23 protein-coding genes are annotated in these 24,075 nt (G+C 61.1%); 13 read left to right on the top strand and 10 right to left on the bottom strand.

Translation table 11 applies throughout. The features are described 5' to 3' along the window. Positions 1–156: 156 nt before the first annotated feature. From hemA to BM254_RS14115, 4 genes are read left to right on the top strand one after another with little or no spacing between them, the layout of a single operon-like run. A complete protein-coding gene (gene hemA / locus BM254_RS14130) occupies positions 157–1,446 on the top strand; it encodes a glutamyl-tRNA reductase (RefSeq protein WP_092005016.1) in 1,290 nt (429 codons plus the stop codon). Beyond that, complete coding sequence (gene prfA / locus BM254_RS14125) at positions 1,443–2,531, top strand: peptide chain release factor 1 (RefSeq protein WP_092005013.1); 1,089 nt, start codon at positions 1,443–1,445, stop codon at positions 2,529–2,531. The genes hemA and prfA overlap by 4 nt, the downstream gene beginning before the upstream one ends. After that, a complete protein-coding gene (gene prmC, locus BM254_RS14120; RefSeq protein WP_092005011.1) occupies positions 2,521–3,384 on the top strand; it encodes a peptide chain release factor N(5)-glutamine methyltransferase in 864 nt (287 codons plus the stop codon). Before prfA ends, prmC begins: the two co-directional genes overlap by 11 nt. Positions 3,385–3,402: 18 nt before the next feature. Then, entirely contained in the window at positions 3,403–4,149 is a 747-nt protein-coding gene (locus BM254_RS14115; RefSeq protein WP_092005008.1) for a molybdopterin-synthase adenylyltransferase MoeB, read from the top strand. Between the two features lie 130 nt (positions 4,150–4,279). Here the strand turns inward: BM254_RS14115 and phrB are convergent, their stop codons facing one another. Continuing rightward, complete coding sequence (gene phrB / locus BM254_RS14110) at positions 4,280–5,683, bottom strand: deoxyribodipyrimidine photo-lyase (RefSeq protein ID WP_092005005.1); 1,404 nt, start codon at positions 5,681–5,683, stop codon at positions 4,280–4,282. 144 nt (positions 5,684–5,827) lie between these two features. On the opposite strand from phrB, the gene BM254_RS14105 reads away from it, so the two are divergent. The 8 genes from BM254_RS14105 (at position 5,828) to BM254_RS14070 (ending at position 15,505) form a co-directional block, all read left to right on the top strand. Next, positions 5,828–6,325, top strand: a complete 498-nt coding sequence (locus BM254_RS14105) for an ATP-dependent zinc protease family protein (RefSeq protein WP_092005003.1) — start codon at positions 5,828–5,830, stop codon at positions 6,323–6,325. Then, a complete protein-coding gene (rimK, locus tag BM254_RS14100; RefSeq protein ID WP_092005000.1) occupies positions 6,322–7,227 on the top strand; it encodes a 30S ribosomal protein S6--L-glutamate ligase in 906 nt (301 codons plus the stop codon). The genes BM254_RS14105 and rimK overlap by 4 nt, the downstream gene beginning before the upstream one ends. Before the next feature lie 3 nt (positions 7,228–7,230). Continuing rightward, complete coding sequence (locus tag BM254_RS14095) at positions 7,231–8,295, top strand: succinylglutamate desuccinylase/aspartoacylase family protein (RefSeq protein ID WP_092004997.1); 1,065 nt, start codon at positions 7,231–7,233, stop codon at positions 8,293–8,295. Between the two features lie 20 nt (positions 8,296–8,315). Beyond that, positions 8,316–8,741 carry a secondary thiamine-phosphate synthase enzyme YjbQ gene (locus BM254_RS14090; protein WP_092004994.1) on the top strand — a complete coding sequence of 142 codons (426 nt, stop codon included), beginning with the start codon at positions 8,316–8,318 and terminating at the stop codon, positions 8,739–8,741. 260 nt (positions 8,742–9,001) lie between these two features. Beyond that, positions 9,002–9,979, top strand: coding sequence for a TAXI family TRAP transporter solute-binding subunit (locus BM254_RS14085; RefSeq protein ID WP_092004991.1), 978 nt, complete (start codon positions 9,002–9,004; stop codon positions 9,977–9,979). An 82-nt stretch (positions 9,980–10,061) separates the two neighbouring features. Further along, entirely contained in the window at positions 10,062–12,248 is a 2,187-nt protein-coding gene (locus tag BM254_RS14080; RefSeq protein WP_092004988.1) for a TRAP transporter permease, read from the top strand. Positions 12,249–12,341: 93 nt separating this feature from the next. Continuing rightward, positions 12,342–14,156: a sensor histidine kinase gene (locus BM254_RS14075; protein WP_092004985.1), complete on the top strand. Its 1,815-nt coding sequence runs from the start codon at positions 12,342–12,344 to the stop codon at positions 14,154–14,156. Continuing rightward, positions 14,153–15,505 carry a sigma-54-dependent transcriptional regulator gene (locus tag BM254_RS14070; protein ID WP_092004982.1) on the top strand — a complete coding sequence of 451 codons (1,353 nt, stop codon included), beginning with the start codon at positions 14,153–14,155 and terminating at the stop codon, positions 15,503–15,505. The genes BM254_RS14075 and BM254_RS14070 overlap by 4 nt, the downstream gene beginning before the upstream one ends. Positions 15,506–15,526: 21 nt before the next feature. On the opposite strand, the gene BM254_RS14065 is transcribed toward BM254_RS14070, so the two are convergent. From BM254_RS14065 to BM254_RS14050, 4 genes are all read right to left on the bottom strand, one after another. Next, positions 15,527–17,458: a CocE/NonD family hydrolase gene (locus BM254_RS14065; RefSeq protein WP_092004979.1), complete on the bottom strand. Its 1,932-nt coding sequence runs from the start codon at positions 17,456–17,458 to the stop codon at positions 15,527–15,529. A 132-nt stretch (positions 17,459–17,590) separates the two neighbouring features. After that, on the bottom strand, positions 17,591–18,946 hold the full coding sequence (locus tag BM254_RS14060) for a PhoH family protein (protein WP_092004976.1): 1,356 nt from the start codon (positions 18,944–18,946) through the stop codon (positions 17,591–17,593). Positions 18,947–19,000: 54 nt separating this feature from the next. Next, positions 19,001–19,492, bottom strand: a complete 492-nt coding sequence (locus BM254_RS14055) for a CBS domain-containing protein (protein ID WP_092004973.1) — start codon at positions 19,490–19,492, stop codon at positions 19,001–19,003. Positions 19,493–19,563: 71 nt separating this feature from the next. Further along, positions 19,564–20,301 carry an START domain-containing protein gene (locus BM254_RS14050; protein WP_092004971.1) on the bottom strand — a complete coding sequence of 246 codons (738 nt, stop codon included), beginning with the start codon at positions 20,299–20,301 and terminating at the stop codon, positions 19,564–19,566. A 138-nt stretch (positions 20,302–20,439) separates the two neighbouring features. On the opposite strand from BM254_RS14050, the gene BM254_RS14045 reads away from it, so the two are divergent. Continuing rightward, complete coding sequence (locus BM254_RS14045) at positions 20,440–21,447, top strand: DUF2804 domain-containing protein (RefSeq protein ID WP_092005389.1); 1,008 nt, start codon at positions 20,440–20,442, stop codon at positions 21,445–21,447. A gap of 10 nt (positions 21,448–21,457) precedes the next feature. Here the strand turns inward: BM254_RS14045 and minE are convergent, their stop codons facing one another. From minE to BM254_RS14020, 5 genes are all read right to left on the bottom strand, one after another. Next, positions 21,458–21,709, bottom strand: coding sequence for a cell division topological specificity factor MinE (minE, locus tag BM254_RS14040; protein WP_092004968.1), 252 nt, complete (start codon positions 21,707–21,709; stop codon positions 21,458–21,460). A 3-nt stretch (positions 21,710–21,712) separates the two neighbouring features. Then, a complete protein-coding gene (minD, locus tag BM254_RS14035; protein WP_092004965.1) occupies positions 21,713–22,525 on the bottom strand; it encodes a septum site-determining protein MinD in 813 nt (270 codons plus the stop codon). Positions 22,526–22,590: 65 nt separating this feature from the next. Then, on the bottom strand, positions 22,591–23,337 hold the full coding sequence (gene minC, locus BM254_RS14030) for a septum site-determining protein MinC (RefSeq protein ID WP_092004962.1): 747 nt from the start codon (positions 23,335–23,337) through the stop codon (positions 22,591–22,593). Beyond that, a complete protein-coding gene (locus BM254_RS14025; protein WP_092004959.1) occupies positions 23,334–23,714 on the bottom strand; it encodes a HopJ type III effector protein in 381 nt (126 codons plus the stop codon). Before BM254_RS14025 ends, minC begins: the two co-directional genes overlap by 4 nt. Continuing rightward, entirely contained in the window at positions 23,714–23,992 is a 279-nt protein-coding gene (locus BM254_RS14020) for a DUF1244 domain-containing protein (protein WP_092004956.1), read from the bottom strand. The genes BM254_RS14025 and BM254_RS14020 overlap by 1 nt, the downstream gene beginning before the upstream one ends. Positions 23,993–24,075 lie beyond the last annotated feature (83 nt).

The raw sequence follows: 24,075 nt of genomic DNA, 5'->3' as shown, positions 1-24,075 counted from the left end.
GCCTTTAACGAGCCCCTATAATGGCATAAGCATCTGATCTTGCCCAACCTGTCCGCACTTGCCGAAGATCGGCGGCTTTCGGGTGGCAGGTAAGGGCGCTGACAGTTAAAATGTCGGCAATATATCCTTTTTAGGCATGGGGTTTTTTCGCTCGAAATGGCACTGGTAACGCTGGGAATCAATCATCGCACTGCGCCCGTGGAGCTCCGGGAGCGGATAGCGTTCACCCCTGAGCGCATGGAAGAGGCGTTTGCCGAACTCCGTGTTGCCTCCGGGGCCAGCGAGGCGGCGATCCTCTCCACCTGTAACCGGACGGAACTGTACCTTGCCGGGGATGATGACTGCGCGCCTCTGGTGCTGCGCTGGCTGGCCGGGTTTCACAACCTGGAAGCGGGTGAGCTGGAGGAGGCCGTCTATGTCCATCGCGATGCAGATGCGGTTCGCCATGTCATGCGCGTTGCTGCAGGCCTCGACTCCATGGTGCTGGGCGAACCCCAGATCTTCGGCCAGCTGAAAGATGCCTACGCCCTGGCCCGCAAGCACGGTGCCAGCGGCTCGTTTCTCTCGCGTATGTTCGAGCAGACCTTCTCGGTGGCCAAGCGTGTGCGCACCCAGACTGCGATTGGTGAAAACCCGGTTTCTGTGGCCTATGCCGCGGTGAGCATGGCTCACCACATCTTCTCCGACCTGTCCCGCAATCGTGCGTTGCTGATCGGTGCCGGCAAGACCATCGAGCTGGTGGCCCAGCACCTCTCGGAGGCGGGCGTGAAGGACTTCGTGGTTGCCAATCGTACCCTGGAACGCGCCCAATCACTGGCGGAAGCCCGTGGTGGCAAGGGGATCGTTCTGTCAGAGATTCCCGATTATCTGGCAGATGTGGATATCATCATTTCCTCCACGGCCAGTCCGTTGCCCATCCTGGGAAAAGGTGCCGTGGAGCGGGCGCTGAAGAAGCGCAAGCACCGCCCGTATTTCATGGTGGATATCGCGGTACCCCGGGATATCGAACCGGAAGTGGCCTCCCTGGCGGATGTCTACCTGTACACGGTAGACGACCTGCGTCAGGTTATTGAAGAAAATATCCGTTCCCGGGAGGGCGCCGCCCGGGAGGCCGAGAACCTGGTCACCGACGGGGTTCAGGCATTCCTGAACCAGCTCAGGGCGCTGGACGCGGTCTCCACCCTCAAACAATTCCGTCAGCGCGCCGAGACCCTGCGGGATGTGGAAACAGAAAAAGCCCTGCGCGCCCTGCGCAACGGCAGCGATCCGGAAACAGTGCTTCGCAGCCTGGCCCGGGGCCTCACCAACAAACTATTGCATGAACCGTCCGTACAGGTTCGCAAGGCCACCACCGAGGGTCGTACGGAGGTTACCGAGTGGCTGCGAGAGCTGCACCAGCTCGATGCTCTGGAAGCGGACGCCGCCACCACACCGGAAAAACTATGAAGCCATCCATTCAGTCCCGCCTCGAACAGCTGGTTGACCGCTTCGAGGAGGTCAGCGCGTTGTTGAGCGATTCTTCCGTCATTGGCAATCAGGACAAGTTCCGGGACCTGTCCCGGGAATTTGCCGAGATCGAACCGGTGGTTCATTGCTTCCAGGCCTGGCAGCAGTCCCTGGAAGACATCGAAGCCGCCGAGGAGCTGGCCAATGATGGCGATGCCGACATGCGTGAAATGGCGGAAGAGGAACTGATGAGCGCCCAGCAGAAAAGCGAGGAACTGGACGAGGAGCTCCAGCGACTGATGCTGCCAAAAGATCCGAACGACCGTAAGAACGCCTTCCTCGAGATCCGTGCCGGTACCGGGGGCGACGAAGCGGCGATCTTTGCCGGGGACCTGTTCCGCATGTATTCCCGCTACGCCGAGCGCCGCCGCTGGCAGGTGGAGATGCTGAGCGAGAGTGAAGGGGAGCATGGCGGATTCAAGGAAGTGATTGCCCGGGTCAGCGGCGATGGTGTCTACGGTGCGCTGAAGTTCGAATCCGGGGCCCATCGCGTGCAGCGGGTGCCGGAAACGGAATCCCAGGGCCGCATCCACACCTCCGCCTGTACCGTGGCGGTGATGCCGGAGGCCGATGAGGCCGAGGCCATCGAGATCAACAAGGGTGACCTGCGGGTGGATACCTTCCGTGCCTCCGGCGCCGGGGGGCAGCACGTCAACAAGACGGATTCGGCGATCCGGATTACCCACCTGCCTACGGGGATTGTGGTGGAGTGCCAGGAAGAGCGCTCCCAGCACAAGAACCGGGCCAAGGCCATGAGCCTGCTCGCGTCCCGCTTGCAGAATGCGGAAACCGAGCGCCAGCAGAAAGCCAGGGCAGAGACCCGGAAAAGCCTGGTGGGCAGCGGCGACCGTTCCGAGCGTATCCGCACCTATAACTTCCCCCAGGGGCGGGTGACCGATCACCGCATCAACCTCACCCTCTATAAGCTGGACGAGGTGATTGCCGGTGACCTTGATGCAGTCATCGTTCCCCTCCAGCAGGAACACCAGGCCGAATTGCTGGCCGCACTTGCCGATGACCAGTAATTCCTCACTGACCTGCGAAAGCCTGATTCGTGAGGCCTCAAGCCGGATCGTCAGTGATACTCCGCGTCTCGATGCGGAACTTTTGCTCAGCCATGTCACCGGTCTTGGCCGGACCAGCTTCCGGGCCTGGCCGGAGCGGATAGTCGAGCCGGCACAGGTGGAGGCATTCGAGGCCCTGGTGACCGAGCGGGTTGCCGGCAAGCCGATCGCCTACCTGCTGGGGCACCAGGAGTTCTGGTCCCTGCCGCTGAAAGTCAGTCCTTCCACGCTGATCCCCCGCCCGGATACCGAGTGCCTGGTGGAGGTTGCGCTTTCATTGCCATTGCCCGCCAAGGCACGGGTGCTCGATCTGGGCACCGGGACCGGTGCCATTGCCCTGGCACTGGCCTCGGAGCACCCGGACTGGCAGGTCAGCGCCTGTGACACCGTGGACGAAGCCGTCGCACTGGCACGCGAAAATGCCCAGGCGCTCGGGCTTTGCGTTTCGGTGGTGCGAAGCCACTGGTTTGACGATCTGCCTCCGGGCAGCTTTGATCTGATTGTGTCCAATCCTCCCTATATAAAGGAAGGTGATCACCACCTGGCCGAGGGGGACGTGCGTTTCGAGCCGGGCTCGGCCCTGGTATCGGGTGTTGATGGTCTGGACGATATTCGCGAAATTGTGACCCGGGCGCCGGACTGGCTCGCTGGCAATGGCTGGCTGCTGGTGGAGCATGGCTACGATCAGGCCGAGGCCGTGCAGGCGTTATTCCGGGCCCGGGGCTTCGGGTCAGTGAAAAGCCGGCAGGATTACGGCCAGCGTGACCGTATGACGCTCGGCCAGTGGCCGGGCAATCCGGATAACAAGTCATGACAAAAAGGGGAGGCGGGTATGCTCAGTGACGAGGAGCTGCTGCGCTACAGTCGACAGATTCTGATGCCCCGGTTTGATATTGCCGGGCAGGAGAAGCTCAAATCGGCGCGGGTGCTGGTGATTGGTGCCGGTGGTCTTGGCTGCCCGGTAGCCCTTTACCTCGGGGCTGCGGGGGTTGGTCACCTGACGCTGGTGGATGATGATGATATCGAGCTGGCCAATCTCCAGCGCCAGATCGGCTTTGACCAGAGTCAGCTGGGGGATTCCAAGGCGGAGAGCCTGGCGGATCGGGTTCGGAGGATCAATCCGCTGGTGTCGGTGACCGCCCTGAAGGCCCGGCTAGATGGCGAGGAGCTGGCCCGGTGGGTGGAGGAAGCGAGCCTGGTGGTGGATTGCAGTGACAATTTCCATACCCGCTTTTCCCTGAACCGGGCCTGCGTTGCGGCGAAAGTGCCGCTGGTGTCCGGTGCGGCGATTCGGGGCGAGGGGCAGTTGTCGGTCTACGACAGCAGGGTTGAGGATAGTCCCTGTTATCACTGTCTCTATCCGGAGCAGGGTAATGAGGATCTGACCTGTTCCCAGGCTGGTGTGATTGCGCCGCTGGTGGGGATGATCGGTTCGGCCCAGGCCATGGAGGCGATCAAGGTGATCACGGGCGTGGGCAGGCCATTGGTTGGCCGGTTGCTGTTGCTGGATGCCTGGGAGATGCAGTGGCGCGAGATGAAGCTGGCTCGGGATCCCCATTGTCCGGTCTGTTCAGGCTGACGGGGGAGGCAGTGTTGGCCGGGGCCTGCCCAAAACACGCCGTGAATACGTCCCTGTAGGCTCCGCTCCGCCATCCATGGCTCCGCAGGGTTTTGGGCAGGCCCCGGCCAACACTGCCCGCACTTTTGAGTCAGTCCTTCAGTGCCTGAAACTTCGCAATTGCTTCTTTTCTGCTTTCCTTCAGATCGACAATCGGTCTCGGATATCCTTTCGGAATAACGCCCCCTTTTGCACCCGGATCATGGATCCGTTTGCTGTCCAGTTTTGCCAGTTCCGGCACCCAGTGCCGGATAAACTCGCCCTTCGGGTCGAAGCGTTCGCTCTGGGTCACCGGGTTGAAGACCCGGAAATAGGGTGCGGCGTCGGTGCCGGTGGAGGCACTCCATTGCCAGCCACCGTTATTGGAGGCCAGGAAGCCGTCCACCAGTTTTGACATGAAGTAAGCCTCGCCCAGGCGCCAGTCGATGAACAGGTTCTTGGTGAGGAACATGGCGGTGATCATGCGCAGTCGGTTGTGCATCCAGCCGGTGTCGTTGAGTTGTCGCATGGCGGCGTCGACGATGGGGATGCCGGTACGCCCTTCCTTCCAGGCCTCGAACTTGTCCCCGGGTGTGTTCCATTCCAGAGCTTCGGTTTCCGGCTTGAACGCCCGGTGCATGCTGACCCGAGGGTAGTGGTAGAGGATGTGGATGTAGAAGTCCCGCCAGGCGATTTCGTTGGTCCAGGTAGCCAGTCCTTCCTGGTTGCCGCCCTTGCCCTGGGCCTGTCTAGCGGCCAGCAGGCACTGGCGGCCGGAGAGGACGCCGTTGGCCAGGTAGGGTGACAGCTGGCTGGTGCCGTCGATGGCGGGAAAGTCGCGCTGGTCCTTGTAGGCGCCGGCCTGTTCCTGCAGGAAATTTTCCAGCTGGTCGTGGGCGGCGTCTTCGCCGGTTTTCACCAAAGCGGGCGGTGCGTCGCGGAATCCTTCCGGTATGCCTCCAATCTGATCTGGTTTGATCGCATCGCCCCGGGCGGCGGGAATCGGGAACAGTTGTGGCGAGTTTTCCTCGATCCAGCTGCGCCAGCGGCGGGCGAAGGGGGTGAAAACCGAGTAGGGGTCACCCTGTCCGGTGCGGATGTCGCCCACCGGGGCGACGGTCTGGTCGCGGTATTTGCACAGTTCAACCGGCAGGTCGGCGAGGCGTTGTTTCAGGGATTTGTCCCGGCGGCGCTCGTTGATGCCGTATTCCTCGTTAATGTGGATTCGTGTGACGTTGTGTTCACGGCAGTGCTCGAGCAGGAGGTCGAGGCTGTCGTCGAACCGGTTTCCGTAAAGGAAGGTCATGGGGATGCCAAGGCGTGCCAGGGTTTCGGCCAGATCGTTGGCGTGCTCGATCACGAATCGGACCCGGGCCGGAGACCAGTCGTGTTCACGCCATTGATCCGGCGTGAGGATGTAGCAGGCACGGACGGTGTCGTCTGCCTTGCAGGCGGCGGTGAGTGCCGGGTTGTCGGCCGTGCGGAGATCGTTTCTGAACCAGACCAGTTCTGTCATTGCATTTCCTGTTGTTCCGGGGTGACCTGTACGGGTAATCACGGCCCGGTTTATAACCAAATCACTGCTTTGGATATTCGCCGGGGTAGCAGGTTTGGATTATAGTTAAGACTGATTTGCCTAAAGAAAAAAGGGACTTACCGGATGTCGAAAAAAACAAGTGGTGCCCCCGAGAAGACGCAGTCCAGCCCCGTTGAGGAGAGGGTCAGCCTGGGTTGGCGGGAATGGGTTGCACTGCCGGACCTGGATATCTCACGCATCAAGGCCAAGGTGGATACGGGGGCCCGCACGTCGTGCCTGCACACGTTCCGGACCGAGCCCTATACCGAGAACGGCGAGCGGCGGGTCCGGTTCTGGGTGCATCCGGTCCAGAATGATCTGCATCAGGTTGTGGAGTGTGATGCGAAGGTGCTGGACGAGCGTAACGTTTCCGATTCCGGTGGCCATCGGGAATTGCGGCTGGTCATTGAAACCACGGTGGTGGTGGGTGACCGGAGCTGGCCCGTTGAAATGACCCTGACCAACCGGGACTCCATGAGATTTCGTATGTTACTCGGGCGCACCGCCATGGACGGTCGTTCGGTGGTATTTCCTGAAGCTTCCTATCTTGCCGGTGAGCCGGTTATAAGGACTGAAAAATGAAAATAGCGGTACTGTCGCGGAACAAGAATCTCTACTCCACCCGGCGCCTGGTGGAAGAGGGTATCAACCGCGGCCACGAAGTGCGGGTCATCGATTGCCTGCACTGTTCCATGAACATCACCTCCGCCAAGCCCCAGATCAGCTACCACGAGGAGCTCCTTGAGGGCTTTGACGTGGTCATCCCGCGGATCGGTGCGTCGGTAACCTTCTACGGCACGGCGGTGTTGCGTCAGTTTGAGATGATGGGTGTGTTCCCGGTCAATGAGTCGGTGGCCATCACTCGCAGCCGGGACAAGTTGCGTTCCCTGCAACTGCTCGCGCGCAAGGGCCTGGGCATGCCGGTCACCGGTTTCGCCAACAAGCCGGATAACGTGCCTGAACTGCTGAAAATGGTGGGTGGCGCGCCGGTAGTGATCAAACTGCTGCAGGGTACCCAGGGTATCGGTGTGGTGCTGGCGGAAACCCGCAAGGCGGCGGAAAGCGTTATTGAGGCGTTCATGGGGCTGAAGGCCGACATTCTGGTCCAGGAGTTCATCAAGGAAGCCGGCGGTGCCGACATTCGCTGCTTTGTCATCGGTGACAAGGTGATTGCGGCCATGAAGCGCCAGGGTGCGGAAGGGGAATTCCGTTCCAACCTGCACCGCGGTGGCACCGCCTCTCTGGTGCGAATCACGCCGGAAGAGCGCCGCACGGCGATCATGGCGGCCAAGTCCATGGGCCTGAACGTGGCTGGTGTCGATCTGTTGCGCTCCAGTCGCGGTCCCCTGGTCATGGAGGTGAACTCCTCGCCGGGTCTGGAGGGTATCGAGAATGCCACCGGCAAGAATGTGGCGGGGATGATCATCAACTGGACCGAAAAGAACCAGAAGCCCTGGAAAACCAGAACCAAGGGAAGGGGCTGAGCCATGGCGCGGGCACCGTTCGAGATTGCGGGCACCCAGATCAAGGCGGGGACACGGGAAACCGTCGAGGTTCCCGTCGCCAAGCTCTACACCCACACGCCACTCCATATTCCGGTGGAGGTGGTGCATGGTCGCCGGGATGGGCCGGTGCTGATGGTGTGTGGCGCCATCCACGGCGACGAGATCAATGGCGTGGAGATCATCCGGCGGGTGCTGACCAACTCGGCGTTGCGGCACCTGCGCGGTACCCTGGTGGCCGTGCCGATTGTCAATATCTTCGGGTTTGTCCAGCGCACTCGTTATCTGCCCGACAGGAGGGACCTGAACCGGTGCTTCCCGGGCAGTGAAACCGGGTCCCTGGGCGGGCGTATCGCCTACCTGCTGCGCACCCTGTTGATGGAGCGGGTCACCCATATTATTGACCTGCACACCGGCGCCATCCACCGGTTCAACCTGCCCCAGATCCGTGCGGAGCTGAAGAACCCTGAAACCGTGCGCATGGCGGAAGCCTTCGGTGCCCCGATCATTATCAATGCCAGTCTCCGGGAGGGTAGCCTGCGGGCCTATGCCGATTCCCAGGATATTCCGGTCATTACCTTTGAGGGTGGTGAGGCCCTTAGGTTTGATGACGTGGTCATTACCAGCGGCGTCAAGGGCGTGATCCGGGTCATGCGGGAACTGGAAATGGTGCCAGCCAAGAAGGGGCCCAGGGCCCCGAAGAAGCGCTCGGAAACCGCGGCCAACTCCCAGTGGGTGAGGGCGGACATTGACGGCATCATGCGCCCGGTGGCCCGTCTCGGGCAGAAGGTGCGTAAGGGCCAGAAGCTCGCCATGGTGGCCGATCCCTTCGGTGAGACTGAAGAGGCGGTTACCTCTCCCTGCTCCGGCATTGTGATCTGTGTGAACAACCTGCCGCTGGTGAACGAAGGGGAAGCCATTTACCACATTGCCCGCTTTGACGAACTGAGCGAAGCTGAAAAGGCGATGGACTATTTCCGCAGCTCCTTCGAAGCCGAGGTCAGTGAGGCGGTGGTGCCGGTCCATCCCTGGGACGAACTGCAGAAGTAAGCTGCTACTCGGGAGTTACCATGATCTGGGATCAAACCATCATTGAACTGGCCCCGCTGCCGCGGGGCTTTCATCTGGTCACCAACGAGGTGCTGGCGCAGGCTCCGAGCCTGAATAACTGCGAGATGGGGTTACTGCACCTGTTTATCCAGCACACTTCCGCCTCCCTGGCGGTCAATGAGAACGCCGACCCGGATGTGCGCGGGGATCTGGAGCGCCATTTCAATGTCATGGTGCCGGAGAGTGCGCCCCACTATGAGCATGTCATGGAGGGCCCGGACGACATGCCGGCCCACATCAAAAGCATACTGATCGGTCCATCGCTGACCCTTCCGGTGTCCCGGGGTCATCTTGCCCTCGGGACCTGGCAGGGTATCTATCTCTGCGAACACCGGGACCAGGCCGGCAGCCGCCGGATTGTCGCCACGCTTCAGGGCCGGTGGTAAGAGTCCCGGTTTACGTCAACGTTTTTTCAAGCCTCCTTCCAGTGTCTACACTCAGGTGTGGATATCCACCCATTGCCTCCCGGTAATGGGTGGATATCCACACATTCTTGAGTCGTTCATTTCAGCGTCGGACCAATAAAGCCCTGTTTTATAGGTATTTTCCGAAGCTGGTCCGGTCCTTGCTGATACCAGAACTCACCGTGGCCGTTGACGGCCGCGTCAAGCACCCGACAACCAAAATGATATGGGGAGCATCCTCTATGAAGATCCAAGCCATTCTGGCAGCAGCTGTTGCCTCCGCCGCCATCGCCAGCCCGGCCATGGCCCAGGACAAATCCGACTGGCCCGAGAGCTTTACCATTGGTACAGCCAGCCAGGGCGGTACCTACTTTGCCTATGGTTCAGGCTGGGCCAACTTCATGGCCGAGAACCTGGGTATCTCCGGTGGCGCCGAGATTACCGGTGGTCCGATGCAGAACATGGCCCTGGTACACACCGGTGACCTGAGCTTCGGCCTGACCACCATGGGCCCGGCCCGTGAATCACTGGAAGGCAAGAGCCCGCTGGCTCCGGGCATGGCCATGGATAACGTCTGTGCCATGTTCCCGATGTACGAGACTCCGTTCTCCATCACCACCCTGGCCAGCTCCGGTATCACCTCCATCGAAGACATTCCGGATGGTGCCACCATCGGTTTTGGTCCGTCCGGCTCCACCTCTGACACCTACTTCCCTCGCATGATGGAAACTCTGGGTGTGGACTTCGAGCGCCGTAACGGCAGCTGGTCCGACCTGGGTGGTCAGCTGCAGGATGGTCTGATCGATGTGGTGGCCTTCGCGGCCGGTATCCCCATTCCTGCGGTTAGCCAGCTGGAAGTCCAGACTGACGTCAACATCATCGGCATGACCGACGAGCAGGCCAAAACCATCACCGAGGCGTTCCCGGTCTCCGAGTTCGTGATTCCGGCCAGCACCTACCAGTCCCTGGAAGAGCCGTCCCGCGTGGTGTCCATGTGGAACTTCGCCATCGCGAACTGCGATGCACCGGAAAGCCTGGTGTACGAAATGGTCAAGCTGACCATGGAGAACAACGACAAGATGGTCTCCATCCACAAGGCCGCACGGACCACCATCCCCGAGAACTACACCAAGAACAACGTACTGGCCTGGCATCCGGGTGCAGCACGCTGGTTCAATGAAAACGGCTACGAGATTCCGGAAAGCAAGATCGGCAAGTAACCGTTGTGTCTGAGGGGGCCGCATGGCGGCCCCCAATTTCCGGTTCTGAACCGGTCCGGCTTTTCCGATAGCAGGTTGCAACATGTCCACTGAACACGAAATCCAGCATTCGCCCCGGGTCACCGAGGACGAAGATCACATCCTCGCCCATAACGTGGACGAGGAACCCGTTGAGGCCAACCGCCGAATGTTTGAAGGCGGGCTTCTCAAGCTCGTCACACTGCTGACCATTGCCTATTCGTCATTCCATCTGTACACGCTGAATATTGCGCCGCTGGAGACCTGGTCCTTCCGGATCATCCACGTCGCGGGTGCCCTTTTCCTGGGCTTCATGCTGTATGCAGGAGCCCGTTTTGTTTCCGCAGAGGAAGGCGAGGCACGTCACCGGTGGACCAACTGGATCGCCGGTGTGGCCATGCTGCCGGCCCTGTACGCGGTGTACCAGAGCTTTGCCTTCTACCAGATGCTTAACGACGGCGCGCTGCGCATCGCCCCGGAGCTGGAGACCTGGCACTACGGCTGGCCGCTGATTGCGGCGACGGCTGTGGGTATTGTTGTGAGCTGGTTCCACCAGCGCGGACGGGGGCGCTTCAGCCTGCCGGACCTGGTGCTGATGGTGTGTTCGGTCGCGGTCGCAGCTTATCTGCTGGTGGTGTTCAATACTCCGATCCGGATGTCCACGGGTACCCCGTTCTCACCGGTCGGTATTTCTTTTGCGGCTGTTGCCGGTTCCGCCCTGATTCTTGAGCTGACCCGTCGGGTGGCGGGCATGGCGCTGGTCATCATTGGCCTGGTATTCCTGGCCTATGTGTTTGCCGGTCCTTATCTGCCCGGTTTCCTGGGCTATCCGGGGCTGAGTGTGAAGCGCTTCTTCAGCCAGGTGTATACCGACGCCGGTATCCTCGGGCCGACTACGGCGGTTTCCTCCACTTACATTATTCTGTTCATCATCTTTGCCGCCTTCCTGCAGGCGTCCAAGGTTGGTGACTACTTCGTCAACTTCGCCTTTGCAGCGGCCGGCCGTTCCCGTGGTGGCCCCGCCAAGGTGTCGATCTTCGCATCCGGCCTGATGGGCATGATCAATGGCACCAGTGCCGGCAATGTGGTGTCCACCGGTTCCCTGACCATTCCGCTGATGAAAAAGGTGGGCTACAAGAAGACCTCCGCCGGCGCGGTGGAAGCCGCTGCCTCCACCGGTGGCCAGATCATGCCGCCGATCATGGGCGCGGGCGCCTTCATCATGGCGGAGATCACCGGTATCCCGTACACCGAGATTGCCATTGCCGCGATTATTCCGGCGATCCTGTACTTCGCTTCCGTTTATTTCATGGTGGATTTCGAGGCCGCCAAGACCGGTATGCGCGGCATGCGTGAGGACGAGCTGCCCAAGCTTGGCCGCCTGATGAAGCAGTGTTACCTGTTTGTTCCGATTATCATCCTGGTCGTTGCCCTGTTCATGGGCTATTCGGTGATCCGGGCCGGTACCCTGGCTACCGTCTCTGCGGCGGTGGTGAGCTGGATCTCCCCGAACAAGATGGGACTGCGTTCGATCCTGAATGCACTGGATCTCGCGTCGATCATGTCGATCCAGATCATCGTGGTCTGTGCCGCCGCCGGTATCATCGTCGGGGTGATTTCCCTGACCGGTGTCGGTGCGCGTTTCTCGGTGCTGCTGCTGGACGTAGCTGAGCACAGTAACCTGCTTGCGCTGATCTTTGCGATGTTCATCTCCATTCTGCTGGGGATGGGCATGCCGACGACCGCTGCCTATGCGGTGGCCGCGTCGGTAGTGGCACCGGGTCTGGTGCAGCTGGGCATCGAGCCGCTCACCGCCCATTTCTTCGTGTTCTATTTTGCGGTGGTTTCCGCCATCACGCCGCCGGTGGCCCTGGCGTCCTACGCTGCAGCCGGTATCTCCGGCGCCAACGCCATGGAAACGTCGGTCGCGTCGTTCCGGATTGGTATTGCCGCGTTCATCGTGCCGTTCATGTTCTTCTACAACGACGCACTGTTGATGGAAGCTGGCTGGTTCGAGATCGCCCGTGCTCTGGTCACGGCTACTTTCGGTGTTTACCTGCTCTCCGGTGGTGTCATGGGCTGGTTCGCCAAGGTGGCTGCGCCCTGGTTGACCCGTTTGCTGCTGATCGGTGCGGCCTTGCTGATGATCGAGGGCGGGCTCTGGACCGACCTTGGCGGTGTGGCCGCGGCGGTGCTGGCCTTCCTGATGCAGCGTCAGCGCCGGGCCCGGCTCGCGCCCGCGGTATCCTGATGGCCTGAGCCGCATTCTGACCGGCCGGTACAGCCCCGGTTGTGCCGGCCCGGTCGGAGCGCTAGGCTAGCGCTTTTCCAGGAACTCTCTGTCATGACTCTCCGAATCGGTGCTGTCCTGCTCTTGCTGATTACTCTGGGCCTGTCCTGGGTGCTGGGCGGCTGGGCCGGCTACCGGCAGGTGGAGCAGGAGAGCCTGGAAGAATCCTTCCGCTACCGGCAGCTGGTGGCCAATGAGCTAAATCGCTACCTCCCCATTCCGGAACTGATGGCCGAGCATCCGTTGATGGCTCGGGCGCTGCAGAATCCGGAGGATCCCCGGACCATTCTCGATGCCAATGAGGAAATGCAGAGGATGGCGACCATCGTGGGCAGTTCCGATGTCTACCTGATGGATACTACCGGCCTGACCATCGCCGCCAACAACTACCAGCAGGAAGACAGCTTTGTCGGCCGGAGATTCGATTTTCGGCCCTACTTCTCGGATGCCATGGCCAGCGGTGACTCGGCAATCTATTTTGCCCTCGGGCTGATGTCCGGTGTCCGTGGCCTGTACTTTTCCCATCCCGTGCGCAGCGACAATGGCGAGATCGCCGGTGTCATTGCGGTCAAGGTGCTGGTGCATGAACTGGAGTCCCAGTGGCATCGGCCGGCGTCCCTGAGCGAGGCGGAAATGGTGGTGCTGGACCAGTCCGGTGTCAGCTTCCTGGCCAGTCGGCCTGCCTGGCTGTACCGGGACTTTTCCGGGGGAAGCACCGGCGCATTGCCGCTGGAAACCCGGCAGCGTTATCCGGAGCGCGAACTGAACCCCATGCAGATTGCGGAACTGGGGCGGCCCTGGGGGTTGTCAGAGCAGTCGTCGAAAATCCGGTTCCGCACTCCCGAGGGCAATCAGGAATACCTGAGTGTCCGGACCCCGTTACCAAGACTGGACTGGACGCTGCAGGTCATGGTCTCGACCGCTCCGGTGCTGTGGACCCGGCTGGGCTTCCTGGTCGCCGGCTTTGCCATCTACGTCGGTGTCCTGCTGGCCTGGCTGTATCTCCGGGAACGCTATCGCCGGGAGGCAGAGCTGGCCCTGCGGGGAGAACAGCTGGAGCGCCGGGTGGCCGAGCGCACCCGGGACCTGGAGCACTCGAATCAGCAGTTGCTGGAGGAAATCAGTGAACGGGAACGGACCCAGAGCGAGCTTCGGGAAACCCAACAGGAGCTGATCCAGGCTGCCAAACTGGCGGTGCTGGGGCAGATGTCGGCCGGACTGAACCACGAAATGAACCAGCCGCTGACGGCCATCCAGACCTATGCCCGCAACAGCCGCCGTTTTCTGGAGAAGGGGGCCACGGATATGGTGGACGCCAACTTGTCTGAAATTATCACCCTTTGCGACAAGATGGCGGAGCTCACCCGGCAGTTCAAAGTGTTTGCCCGCAAGTCGGAAGGGCCACCGTCGGTGGTGGATCTGCGCCTGTCGGTGGATGCGGCCCTGAAAATCATCAAGGCCCAGAAGAACAGTGACGGTATCGATATCCGGTGGAACCGTCCGGAACAGCCGGTGATGTGCCACGGCGACCTGATACGGATCGAGCAGGTGATGGTGAACCTGCTGGCCAATGCGGCACAGGCTGTGGAAGAGCGCGAGGCACCGGTGATCACCATCGATGTGGAAGCGGTAGACGGCCACTGGCGGTGTACGGTCCGGGATAACGGTTACGGGCTGCCGGGAAACACGGAGCAGATTTTTGAACCTTTCTTTACCACCAAGTCGGTCAAGCAGGGATTGGGGCTGGGCCTGTCCATTTCGCGGCAGATCGTCGATGCCCTGGGCGGAACCCTGACCGGGCGTAACCGTCCGGACGGCCCCGGCGCGGAATTTGTACTGACCTTGCAACAGCGGGAGGCAACGGAATGACACAACCTTCGGTTATCTTTGTGGATGATGACCCGCACATTCTCCAGGCCATGGCCCAGACCCTGACCCTCGAGGACTTGCCGGTGGCCTGTTTCGAAGCCGCGGCGCCAGCCCTGAAAACCATCACCGCGGACTTCGGGGGCATTGTCCTGTGTGACTACAACATGCCCGGCATGGATGGCCTCCAGATGCTGGAGCAGGTCCGGGCGGTGGACGACAGTATTCCGGTCATCATCCTTACCGGACAGGGCGACATCAGCACCGCGGTCACCGCCATGCAGCAGGGCGCTTACGACTTCATCGAGAAGCCCTTTGATCACGAGGAACTGATCGAGCTGCTGCGTCACGCCCTGGAAAAACGGCACCTGGCGCTGGAAAACCGGCGGCTGAAAGCCCAGCTGCGGCAGATGGCCAAACCGGGACCGCGAATCCTCGGGGATTCGCCGTCCATGCAGAGGGTGATGGCGACCATTGATCCGATCCTGGATATCTCCGCCAACATCCTGCTGCACGGCGAGACCGGTTCCGGCAAGGATGCCCTGGCCCGTTACATCCACGAAAACAGCCCGCGCAGCGCCCACAATTTCGTCGCCATCAATTGTGGCGCGGTACCGGAGAACCTGATCGAGAGCGAGCTGTTCGGCCATGAAGCCGGCGCCTTCACCGGGGCGGACAAGCGGCGCATCGGCAAGATCGAGCACGCGCACAAAGGCACCCTGTTCCTGGACGAGGTGGAAAGCATGCCCATGCCCCTGCAGATCAAGTTGCTGAGGGTGCTGGAGGAGCAGAAGGTCGAGCGCCTGGGCAGCAACCAGGTGCAGGATGTGGATGTGCGCATCATTGCCGCGACCAAGGCGGACCTGAAAAAACTCAGCGATGAAGGGGAGTTCCGGGCCGATCTGTATTACCGGCTGAACGTGGTGAAGGTAGACATCCCGTCGTTGCGGGAACGCAAGGAGGACATCCCTTTGCTGTTCCACCACTTTGTGCTGATTGCCGCCGCCCGCTATGACCGGGAGAGCGTGCCCCTGGATGCCGGTCAGGCGGCCCGCCTGATGCAGCGGTCCTGGCCGGGGAATGTCAGGGAACTGCGGAACCTGGCGGAACGTTACGTCCTGCTTGGACCGGCCGCCCTGGATGAGAATGAGCCCGGCAGCGAGGGCGATATCTCGGGCCGCCAGACTCTGGTCGAGATGATGGACAGCTTCGAGCGCACGGCGATTGTCAGTGCTCTCAACGCCTGCCACGGCAGCATCAAGGACACCATGGTCCAGCTTGGTATTGCCCGCAAGACTCTTTACGACAAGATGAAAAAGCACGGCCTGGACAAAGCCCAGTTCAAGGACTGAGCCCTGTCCGGGGCCGTGACCTCAGTCGTTTGTCGCTTCCGCCAGGGGTGACTGGCCATCCGCACTGAGTAGCGGCAGCGCCACCTCGCCTGTCACCTGCACCGCCGGCACTACCGGATCCCGGGAGAACGCGCCGGCAAAGGTCGGGTGCTGGCCATACAGCATCAGTACCAGTTGATCCCCGGGGTTGAGCCGCTCGGCAATACCGGTCAGCTCCACGGTATGCTGGCCCAGGCCCCGCAGGGGGTGCACCTGTTCATCGATCAGCTCCGGCGCCAGCTGGTTCTGGCGAATCACGCCGATACCGGCAAAGACAATGCTGTCGCAGGTGCCGGCGTGCAGGATCGGGTCGGAACTTTCCAGGCACTGGCTATCCAGATCCGGCAGTCCCGTGCTGATGCTCAGATCCGCCGTGGGAATGCCGGCAACAACTGTCTCCGATTCCAGGGTTTCCAGCGGTACCACCGTCGGTGCAAGGCCTGCGGCACCAAGCAATACCGTCGCAGGCAGGGGGGTGGTCAGCAGATCAAAACCGACCTCGAAGGTGGTGCCGCCCGTGGTGATCCCCGGCGCCGAGATGGCGTCGCCCGGGGCCAGGGTGTAGCAGATCTGGTCACCGGTGGTGATGACGTTGTCGGCGTTGCCGCGGCCAAGCAGTTTCTCGTTGAACCAGGCCACCGTGGCCTGGTTGGCGCTGATGTCACCGCACCGGGCAAGGGCATTGAGGTCGCCGGTGGCCAGGGTCGGCAGCTCACCGCTGTAGAAGGTGAGGTTGGCCAGGGTTTCCTGGATCAGGCCAACGTTCGGGGCCAGGTAATGGTGGCTGAACGGGTAGGTCAGCAGCCGGACGTCACCGCCGGCGGCCTTGAGGATCCGGTAATTCTCCGCCGCCTCGTTGAACGGGAACAGGCTGTCACGCATGCCCTGGAACATCAGCACGTCCACCGGGTAGGGGGCACGGGGCGGTGTTTTGACGATGTAGCGGCCGTCGCTGGTCAGGGGAAGCTGCCCGGTGACCGGCTCCAGCAGGTAATCGTCGGTGTTGCCGCTGTCCAGCAGGGCAAGATCGCGCTCGTTCTGCCAGAAGTAACTCGGGCTGTGGTAGTGGAGGAAGTCCAGGGCGCTCTCCGGGAACAGGCCGGTGGCAATGCCGTCGACCAGGGAACTGCGCAGGTACGGGTCCATGGACAGGCCGGTCTGGCTGTCTCCCATCACCGACAGGAAGGCCAGCCAGTAGTTCTTGGTGACGTCTCCCGGGTTCAGGCTGTAGGTCAGGTCATGCCAGGTGATGTGGGGCACCATGGCATCCATGCGCTGGTCCGGATCGACGTTGTACAACAGGTACTGGAAGCCCCCGCCGTAACTGCCACCGACGCCACCGAGCAGCAGGTTGTCCCGCTCGTATTTCAGGTAATCCAGGTTGGCCTCGGCCCAGTCCACGATCTGCACCAGGTCCTGGCCCTCCAGGTCCGGGTCCATTACCCGGATGGTACCACCGCTTTCACCGTGACCGCGCTGGTCGATGCTGATGACCGCATAGCCCGCATCAATGAGGGGTTCGATGGGGGCCAGCGGATCGCTGCCGGCCTCGGTCGAGCGGGAACCACTGAAACCGTGTCCCTGCAGGATCAGGGGGTGACGGGTCTGGCAGTCAAACTGGGTGGGTTCGAACACCTGGAACACGATGGCGGCGCCATCGACCCGGGAGGGCATTTGCACCCGGTAGCTGCGACCACCGGTCAGGTCGGTGCCTTCGGCGCAGGAGGCCGCCGCAAGTTCCGCGTCGCTGTCCGGCAGTGGGCGCTTGTAGTGGCTGGGGCTGGCACTGCTGACAACCGGCTCTTTCTGTTGGCTCTGGACGTCGGTTGTGGCATTCCCGGAAGAATCGCCACCGCAGCCACTGAGGGCTGCCGCCGACAGCCCGGCAAGGGTGAACAGGATGAGGTTTCGCATGGTATCGCCTTTGTCATTTGTTATTACGATGTGTCACGTTTGGGATAGGGGTCACATTAGTTCGATAACAAACGGCCGGCGATGGCAGGATCGACCCTGGCGCATGTCGCCAGGGTCAACAGGTCTGGGAGATCAGAGGTTGGCTTCGGCGTACTCCGCCAGAACCGAGCGGGGAACGCCCTGCAGGTGCACGTGGGCACCATGGCGGAAGCCCTTGAAGCGTTCGGTCATGTAGGTGAGGCCGGAACTGAGGGCGCTCAGGTACGGCGTATCGATCTGCGCCAGGTTGCCCAGGCAGATCACCTTGGAGCCGTTGCCCGCCCGGGTAATGATGGTCTTGATCTGGTGCGGCGTCAGGTTCTGGCACTCGTCGATGATGATCAGGCTGTGCTGGAAGCTGCGGCCGCGGATGTAGTTCATGGACTTGAAGTGCAGCGGGACCTTGCTGAGGATGTAGTCCACCGAGGCGGTCATGTTCTCGTCATCCTCGTGCAGCGCCTCCAGGTTGTCCACGATGGCCCCCAGCCAGGGCTCCATCTTCTCCGCTTCGGTGCCGGGCAGGAAACCGATGTCCTCGTCCAGGCCCTGGGTGGAGCGGGTGGCAATGATGCGCTTGTAAAGCTTGCTGGCAACGGTCATCTCGATGCACGCGGCCAGGGCCAGGATGGTTTTGCCCGAGCCGGCCGAGCCGGTCAGGTTGACCATGTGGACATCCGGGTCCAGCAGCAGGTTCAGGGCGATGGCCTGGTAGATGTCCCGGGGTACCAGCCCCCAGACTTCCTCGTTCATCAGGTCATGCTGGTGCAGGTCCCGGATGATGATGCGTTCCTCGTCCAGATCCACCGCCTTGCCGACAAAACCCTGCTCGTCGAGTACGAACTCGTTGATGTTGATTTTGGCCAGAGGCCCTTCCCGACGCAGGATGTGCTCGGTGACCCCTTCCCGTTGTACGGTTTCCACCTTCTCGATGTTGTCCCAGAAGGAATTACTGAACTCGTGGTAGCCCTTGGGCAACAGGTCGATGTCATCAAGCAGCTGGTCGTTGTGGTAATCCTGGGCTTCGACCCCGAATCCGCGCGCCTTCAGACGCATGTTGATGTCCTTGCTCACCAGGATGATGTCCCGGGACTTGTGACGGTTCTGCAGTGCGGCCAGGGTGTTGATGATCTTGTTGTCGTTCAGGTGCTCGGGCAGTGAGTGGGAGTCCAGGTGCTCGGTGCTCATCAGGATCAGCAGCTTGCCCAGGGGCGCGGCCTTCTTGCCCCGCACGATCGGCACACCTTTCTCGATTTCTTTCGGGCTGGCATCGCCCAGGACCTTGTCGATGTTCCGGATGGCCTGGCGGCAATCGGCGGCGACCGTCTGCTTGCCGGACTTGAGGCTGTCCAGCTCTTCCAGGACGGTCATCGGGATAATGACATCGTGTTCTTCGAAGTTGAGGAGGGCGTTGGGGTCGTGGATCAGGACATTGGTGTCGAGGACGTACATCTTCTTCCGAGCTTGCGGTGCTCTTGGCATAGGGGAGGCTACCTCTCTGGTGGCTCAGTCGTTCTCGGCGCAGCGTTGCGTCAGTTCCTTGTCCGATATCAGCTTGAGCATGTCGTAGGTCGTGATGATACCGGTAATTCTTGAATCGCTGGTGACAAAGATCCGGTGCAGGTGCTCACGCATCATGATATTGGCAATGTCTCGCACCGGCGTCTGCTCGTCAACGGATAAAACGATCGGGGTCATGATATCGCGGACTTCCACCGGGACCTTGCCCATCTCCTCGAAAATGGCCATGCGCAGGCGCCGTGCCTCGATCTCCTCCTCCGGGGTCAGGCGGGGACCGGTGTCCGAGCGGCTCGCATTCCAGCGGAATTCGGTGATGTCCTTGAGGGTGGCGATGCCGACGATTTCCCCGTTGTCGTCGGTGACGGGGCTGCCGGTGATTTCGTTATCGGTGAGGAAGCGGGCCAGACGGTCCATCGTCCAGTTCTGGGGTACGGCTTTGATGCTGGGGGTCATGATCTCGTGGGCGAGAACGGTCATCGGGTGAGGCCTGCCTCTTGTTGCTGTCCTTTTCCGTAAAGCTTAGCGCGTGTTGCGGGGGGCGTCATCCCTCACGAATCCGAAAGCACCACATCCACCAGCTTGCCTTGTTCGTCCCAGACCAGCTCGAATCCCTGGTACCGGGGCGCGCGGGCAACGTCTTCAAGGGCCTGTATGGAGCGTACCGGAATGTCCACCAGCAGGGAATTGACCAGCCATCCGGGCAGGGCACCGTTGGGATCCGTGTGTTGTACCCAGATCATCCGGGTGCTGTCGCCCTCGGGGATAAACCGGTACAGGGTGTCCGAGCGGTCTACCCGGATACGGTTGCTGCTTTCGGCCCGCAGGTCGGGGGTGGCGTTCAGGTCCATGATGACCTCGCCGCTGGCACGGTCGCCCCGGGTGCGGATGCGCAGTACGTAATCACGGTCCGCCACCGGCCAGGGCATGTCGTTCACCGAGTAGGCGTAGCGGTCATGGAAGTCGCCTTCGCCGAAGTCATAGGATTCGCTGCAATTGTGGACCCACTCGGTGCAGGAGGCCGGATTGATCATGACCGCCATCAGGTTTTCGATCGGGACATCGAGCGTGGCAACGGCCTTGAAGGCCTTGAATTTGGAACCGGGCTGGCCGGCGGTGTAGATGCGGATGTTGTCGGTTTCCGTGCGCAGTTCCCAGTCGGCGGTCTGCTCATCGGGCAGTTCCGCCGTCAATGCGGCGCCGCTCAGGACTGCGAGCATCCAGGTGCAGACCATCCCTGCAAAGACAATGCCCCGGCCTGCAAACCCATGGGCTCTTGGACTTCTCATAGAGTACACTTCCTTGAAGACGATGCCGCCGAGTCTAGCATGGGGTAAAGACCGGCAAAGGCACGAACACAGGGGATTGTGAACCAGGTAACTCCACTGGCTGATGGTTCCGCGAATTGGCCCGATCTGACGACCGCTATGACCATAACAAAGCTGATTGACGACAAGGGACGAGTTCCTGCCGGGATGCTCGTTGAACCGGTAGATACCATCAACTATCTGGACTATGACCTGCGTTCGGTCATGGACCGGCCCCGCTCGCGACTGGCGCGCCGGTGGCGGTTCAACCAGTTCCAGTTCGTCAGTGCCATGGGCCCTGGCTGGGTGTTCGGTATGGCCCTGGTGGATCTGAAGCTGCTCGGAAATGGCTTCTTCTATCTGTACGACTTCGAATCCGGAACCATGCTGGAGCGGTCATTCCTGCAGCCGCTGGCGATGGGGACACATCTTGAGCCCTACCCCGAGCATGGCCTGGCCCGTTTCCAAAAGGGGGAGGTTGACCTGCACATTGCGCCGGCGACCGGCGGGCGCAATGTTTCGGTGTCGGCACCGGGGGGAATCCGGGTTGATCTGGAACTTAGGGAAGATCACGATCCGCTGCGCCTGGTATGCCCGGCGGGCTACAACGGCTGGGTGTTCACCCGCAAGTCCGCCGGCCTGAAAGTGGAAGGTGAAGTCCGCTGGGACCACCAGATCTGGCGTTGTGATGACCAGGTCCGGGGTTCCATCGACTGGAGCTGTGGCTTCATGCGCCGGGAAACCGCCTGGAACTGGGCCGCCATTGCGGGCGTGCTGGAAGATGGCCGGTCGTTCGGGCTGAACCTGGCTGCCGGTGTCAACGAAACCGGAATGACGGAAAACGCCCTCTGGCTGGACGGTGTCTGCTCGAAACTGGACGCCGCAAGGTTCTCCTTCGACCGTTACCGGCCCGGCACCGACTGGCATGTGACTACGACCGATGGTCGTGTGGATCTGCATTTTGTGCCGGCGGGAGTGCGCAAGGAGAAGCTGAATGCGGGCATCCTGGCCTCGAATTTCCGCCAGTATGTGGGCACCTTCAGCGGCACGGTGATTGACGAGACAGGAACAAAAATCCCCGTAGCGGGGCTACGGGGATTGATGGAGGATCACTTTACCCGCTGGTAGCGGGGCCGGACTACTTTTCCGGTAGTGTGACGTTCAGTTCCAGTACCGAACACCGTTCATTGCGGTCCACTTCGACCTGCACCATGTCATCGGAAATCTGCACATACTTGCGGATGACCTCCAGCAGCTCCTGCTGGAGCTGGGGCAGGTAGTCCGGCTGCTCCCGCTGGCCACGTTCATGGGCCACGATAATCTGCAGACGCTCCTTGGCGACACTGGCGCTTGCGTTTTTCTTGCTCCTGAAATAATCGAGGAAACTCATCCCTTAGCCTCCCTTGAACATCCGCGTGAAGAACCCTTTCTTCTGGGCCGTCATGAAGCGGTGCTCCCGCTCCTCCCCCAACAGGCGGGCGACCGCATCCTCATAGGCCTGGCCGGCATCGCTGCCTTCCTCAAGAATGACCGGCAAACCCTGGTTGGAGGCATTGAGCACCACCTGGCTTTCGGGAATCACGCCCAGCAACGGGATGGCGAGGATTTCTTCCACATCACCCACGGACAGCATTTCGCCCTTGGAAACCCGGTCCGGGTTGTATCGGGTCAGCAGCAGATGTTCTTTTACCGGGTCCAGGCCCATTTCCGCCCGCCGGGACTTGCTCTGGAGAATGCCCAGGATACGGTCGGAGTCACGCACGGAGGAGACTTCCGGGTTGGTGACCACGATGGCTTCGTCCGCATGGTACAGGGCCATAAGGGCGCCGTGTTCGATACCCGCCGGCGAGTCGCAAACGATGTAGTCGAACGTTTCCGACAGCTCGTTGATGACCCGCTCCACGCCTTCGCGGGTGAGCGCTTCTTTTTCCCGGGTCTGGGAGGCGGGGAGGATGTAGAGCGTATCCACCCGCTTGTCCCGGATGAGGGCCTGGTTCAGTGAGGCTTCGCCCTGGATGACGTTGACGAAGTCATAAACGACCCGGCGCTCGCAATTCATGATCAGATCCAGATTGCGCAGTCCCACGTCGAAGTCGATAACGACGGTCTTGTGACCGCGCTTGGCAAGGCCGGTGCTGATTGAGGCGCTGGTGGTGGTCTTGCCAACGCCGCCTTTTCCTGAGGTTACGACAATGATTCTAGCCAAGGTTCAGTTCCTGTTTCGCGGTGGATTCGTCGTGTCTTCTTGGTCGTTATTGTTGGTTGTAAACATCAGGCCTTGTCCAGTGGCGTTACCACCAGCAGGTCGTCCCTGAGCTGGATCTGCACAGCGTTCTTCCAGCCATTGTCCTGAAGATCTTCGGAGATTTTATAGTGTCCGGCGATGGACACAAGCTCTGCTTCCAGTGACTGGCAGAAAATCCGGGCGGATTCGCCGCCGTGGATTCCGGCCAGTGCCCGGCCCCGAAGCGGGCCATAGACATGGATGTTGCCAGCCGCCAGGATTTCCGCGCCGGCCTGCACCGGTCCGAGCACGATCACGTCGCCTTCCGGGGCATGGATCTGTTGGCCCGAACGGACCGGATGGTTGATGATCCGGGCCGGTGCCGGGCCGGTAGGCTGCCCGGTCTGCGGTTCGCTCTCCGGTTCTGCGGTCGCCTCCGGTTCCTGGGGCTTTTCCCGCTGGCCGGAGCCTGGCAGCAGTGCCAGTGACGCACCCCGGGCCAGTCGGCGCTGATCTTCATTACCGCCACGCACGCCGATCACCTGGATGTTGTGCCGGCGGCAGGTACCGATGATCTTGAAGAAGTCCAGTTCGCTGTCCAGCCCTTCGTACTTCTCCAGACTGATGATCAGCGGGATATCCTTGAAGAACCCCGGCGCCTGGTTGATCTTTTCCCGGAGGTTGGTCTCGAACTCGTCGTTGTCGAAGTAATAGAGCTCAAGGGCTGTCAGCGAGACGTTCGCGCTCTTGAACTGGAAACTCTGTTGTACCCCGGTGCTGGCGGTATCGGTCATGAAGGTGTCTCTTCCTTGGTATCGGGCGCAGTGAGAGGTCGCAAGGGGTCGCCGTCAAAGCGGATGCCGGACCAGCCGGTGCTGATGAACTGGCGGATATTGCCGTGGCTGTCACCGGCGGGCTCGTCCAGTACCTGCTGGTAATGCTGGGCAAACAGGCGGAGGGTTTCGGACTCACTGAGATTGCAGTGGCGCCCGAGCCCGAACACCCGACAGGAACCGGCGTTCTCTCCGGCGGCGTTGAACAGCGGGCCGTTGTGAAAACCGGTCGGCTGGTACTCGAAGTAGCGTTCGACCAACGCCAGGGTGTCATCGAAATCGCTGCGGCCGACCTCCAGGGCCGCCAGATGGATGCGCACCGCCTCGTTCACGTTCATTACTTGTGATCCTGCTTGGGGCCGACCTGGTAGCGCTCTTTCCATTCTTCGTAGGGCATGCCGTAGATTTCTTCCCGGGCGTCCGGATCGGAAATCTCGAAACCGCGCTCCTCGGCCTCGGCCCGGTACCATTTTGACAGGCAGTTACGGCAGAACCCGGCCAGGTTCATCAGATCGATATTCTGCACCTCGGTGTTGTCCCGCAGGTGCTTGACCAGACGGCGGAAGGCCGCCGCTTCAATTTCAGTGCGTTCGGATTCGGGGATCGGGTTGCTCATGGGGACCTCGCGGTAGTCCTGATAGTGTTGTTGGAGTTCCCTGACATTCTCGGCATGTTAGCGTAATATACAAGGCTGTATAT

Origin of the sequence: Marinobacter pelagius (assembly GCF_900114925.1) — a bacterium.
Taxonomy (GTDB): Bacteria; Pseudomonadota; Gammaproteobacteria; order Pseudomonadales; family Oleiphilaceae; genus Marinobacter; species Marinobacter pelagius.
The sequence above is the reverse complement of the archived record's forward strand: the minus strand, read 5'-3'. Positions and strand labels throughout refer to the sequence as shown.

Coding starts and splice junctions, on each gene's coding strand:
- minE (WP_092004968.1), bottom strand. CDS start 21,709: ATGAGTTTCCTCGATTATTTCAGGAGCAAGAAAAACGCAAGCGCCAGT.
- BM254_RS14050 (WP_092004971.1), bottom strand. CDS start 20,301: ATGAGAAGTCCAAGAGCCCATGGGTTTGCAGGCCGGGGCATTGTCTTT.
- hemA (WP_092005016.1), top strand. CDS start 157: ATGGCACTGGTAACGCTGGGAATCAATCATCGCACTGCGCCCGTGGAG.
- BM254_RS14065 (WP_092004979.1), bottom strand. CDS start 17,458: ATGCGAAACCTCATCCTGTTCACCCTTGCCGGGCTGTCGGCGGCAGCC.
- BM254_RS14105 (WP_092005003.1), top strand. CDS start 5,828: ATGTCGAAAAAAACAAGTGGTGCCCCCGAGAAGACGCAGTCCAGCCCC.
- BM254_RS14095 (WP_092004997.1), top strand. CDS start 7,231: ATGGCGCGGGCACCGTTCGAGATTGCGGGCACCCAGATCAAGGCGGGG.
- prfA (WP_092005013.1), top strand. CDS start 1,443: ATGAAGCCATCCATTCAGTCCCGCCTCGAACAGCTGGTTGACCGCTTC.
- rimK (WP_092005000.1), top strand. CDS start 6,322: ATGAAAATAGCGGTACTGTCGCGGAACAAGAATCTCTACTCCACCCGG.
- phrB (WP_092005005.1), bottom strand. CDS start 5,683: ATGACAGAACTGGTCTGGTTCAGAAACGATCTCCGCACGGCCGACAAC.
- BM254_RS14115 (WP_092005008.1), top strand. CDS start 3,403: ATGCTCAGTGACGAGGAGCTGCTGCGCTACAGTCGACAGATTCTGATG.
- prmC (WP_092005011.1), top strand. CDS start 2,521: ATGACCAGTAATTCCTCACTGACCTGCGAAAGCCTGATTCGTGAGGCC.
- BM254_RS14020 (WP_092004956.1), bottom strand. CDS start 23,992: ATGAGCAACCCGATCCCCGAATCCGAACGCACTGAAATTGAAGCGGCG.
- BM254_RS14025 (WP_092004959.1), bottom strand. CDS start 23,714: ATGAACGTGAACGAGGCGGTGCGCATCCATCTGGCGGCCCTGGAGGTC.
- BM254_RS14045 (WP_092005389.1), top strand. CDS start 20,440: ATGACCATAACAAAGCTGATTGACGACAAGGGACGAGTTCCTGCCGGG.
- BM254_RS14055 (WP_092004973.1), bottom strand. CDS start 19,492: ATGACCGTTCTCGCCCACGAGATCATGACCCCCAGCATCAAAGCCGTA.
- BM254_RS14075 (WP_092004985.1), top strand. CDS start 12,342: ATGACTCTCCGAATCGGTGCTGTCCTGCTCTTGCTGATTACTCTGGGC.
- BM254_RS14070 (WP_092004982.1), top strand. CDS start 14,153: ATGACACAACCTTCGGTTATCTTTGTGGATGATGACCCGCACATTCTC.
- BM254_RS14090 (WP_092004994.1), top strand. CDS start 8,316: ATGATCTGGGATCAAACCATCATTGAACTGGCCCCGCTGCCGCGGGGC.
- minC (WP_092004962.1), bottom strand. CDS start 23,337: ATGACCGATACCGCCAGCACCGGGGTACAACAGAGTTTCCAGTTCAAG.
- BM254_RS14085 (WP_092004991.1), top strand. CDS start 9,002: ATGAAGATCCAAGCCATTCTGGCAGCAGCTGTTGCCTCCGCCGCCATC.
- BM254_RS14080 (WP_092004988.1), top strand. CDS start 10,062: ATGTCCACTGAACACGAAATCCAGCATTCGCCCCGGGTCACCGAGGAC.
- BM254_RS14060 (WP_092004976.1), bottom strand. CDS start 18,946: ATGTACGTCCTCGACACCAATGTCCTGATCCACGACCCCAACGCCCTC.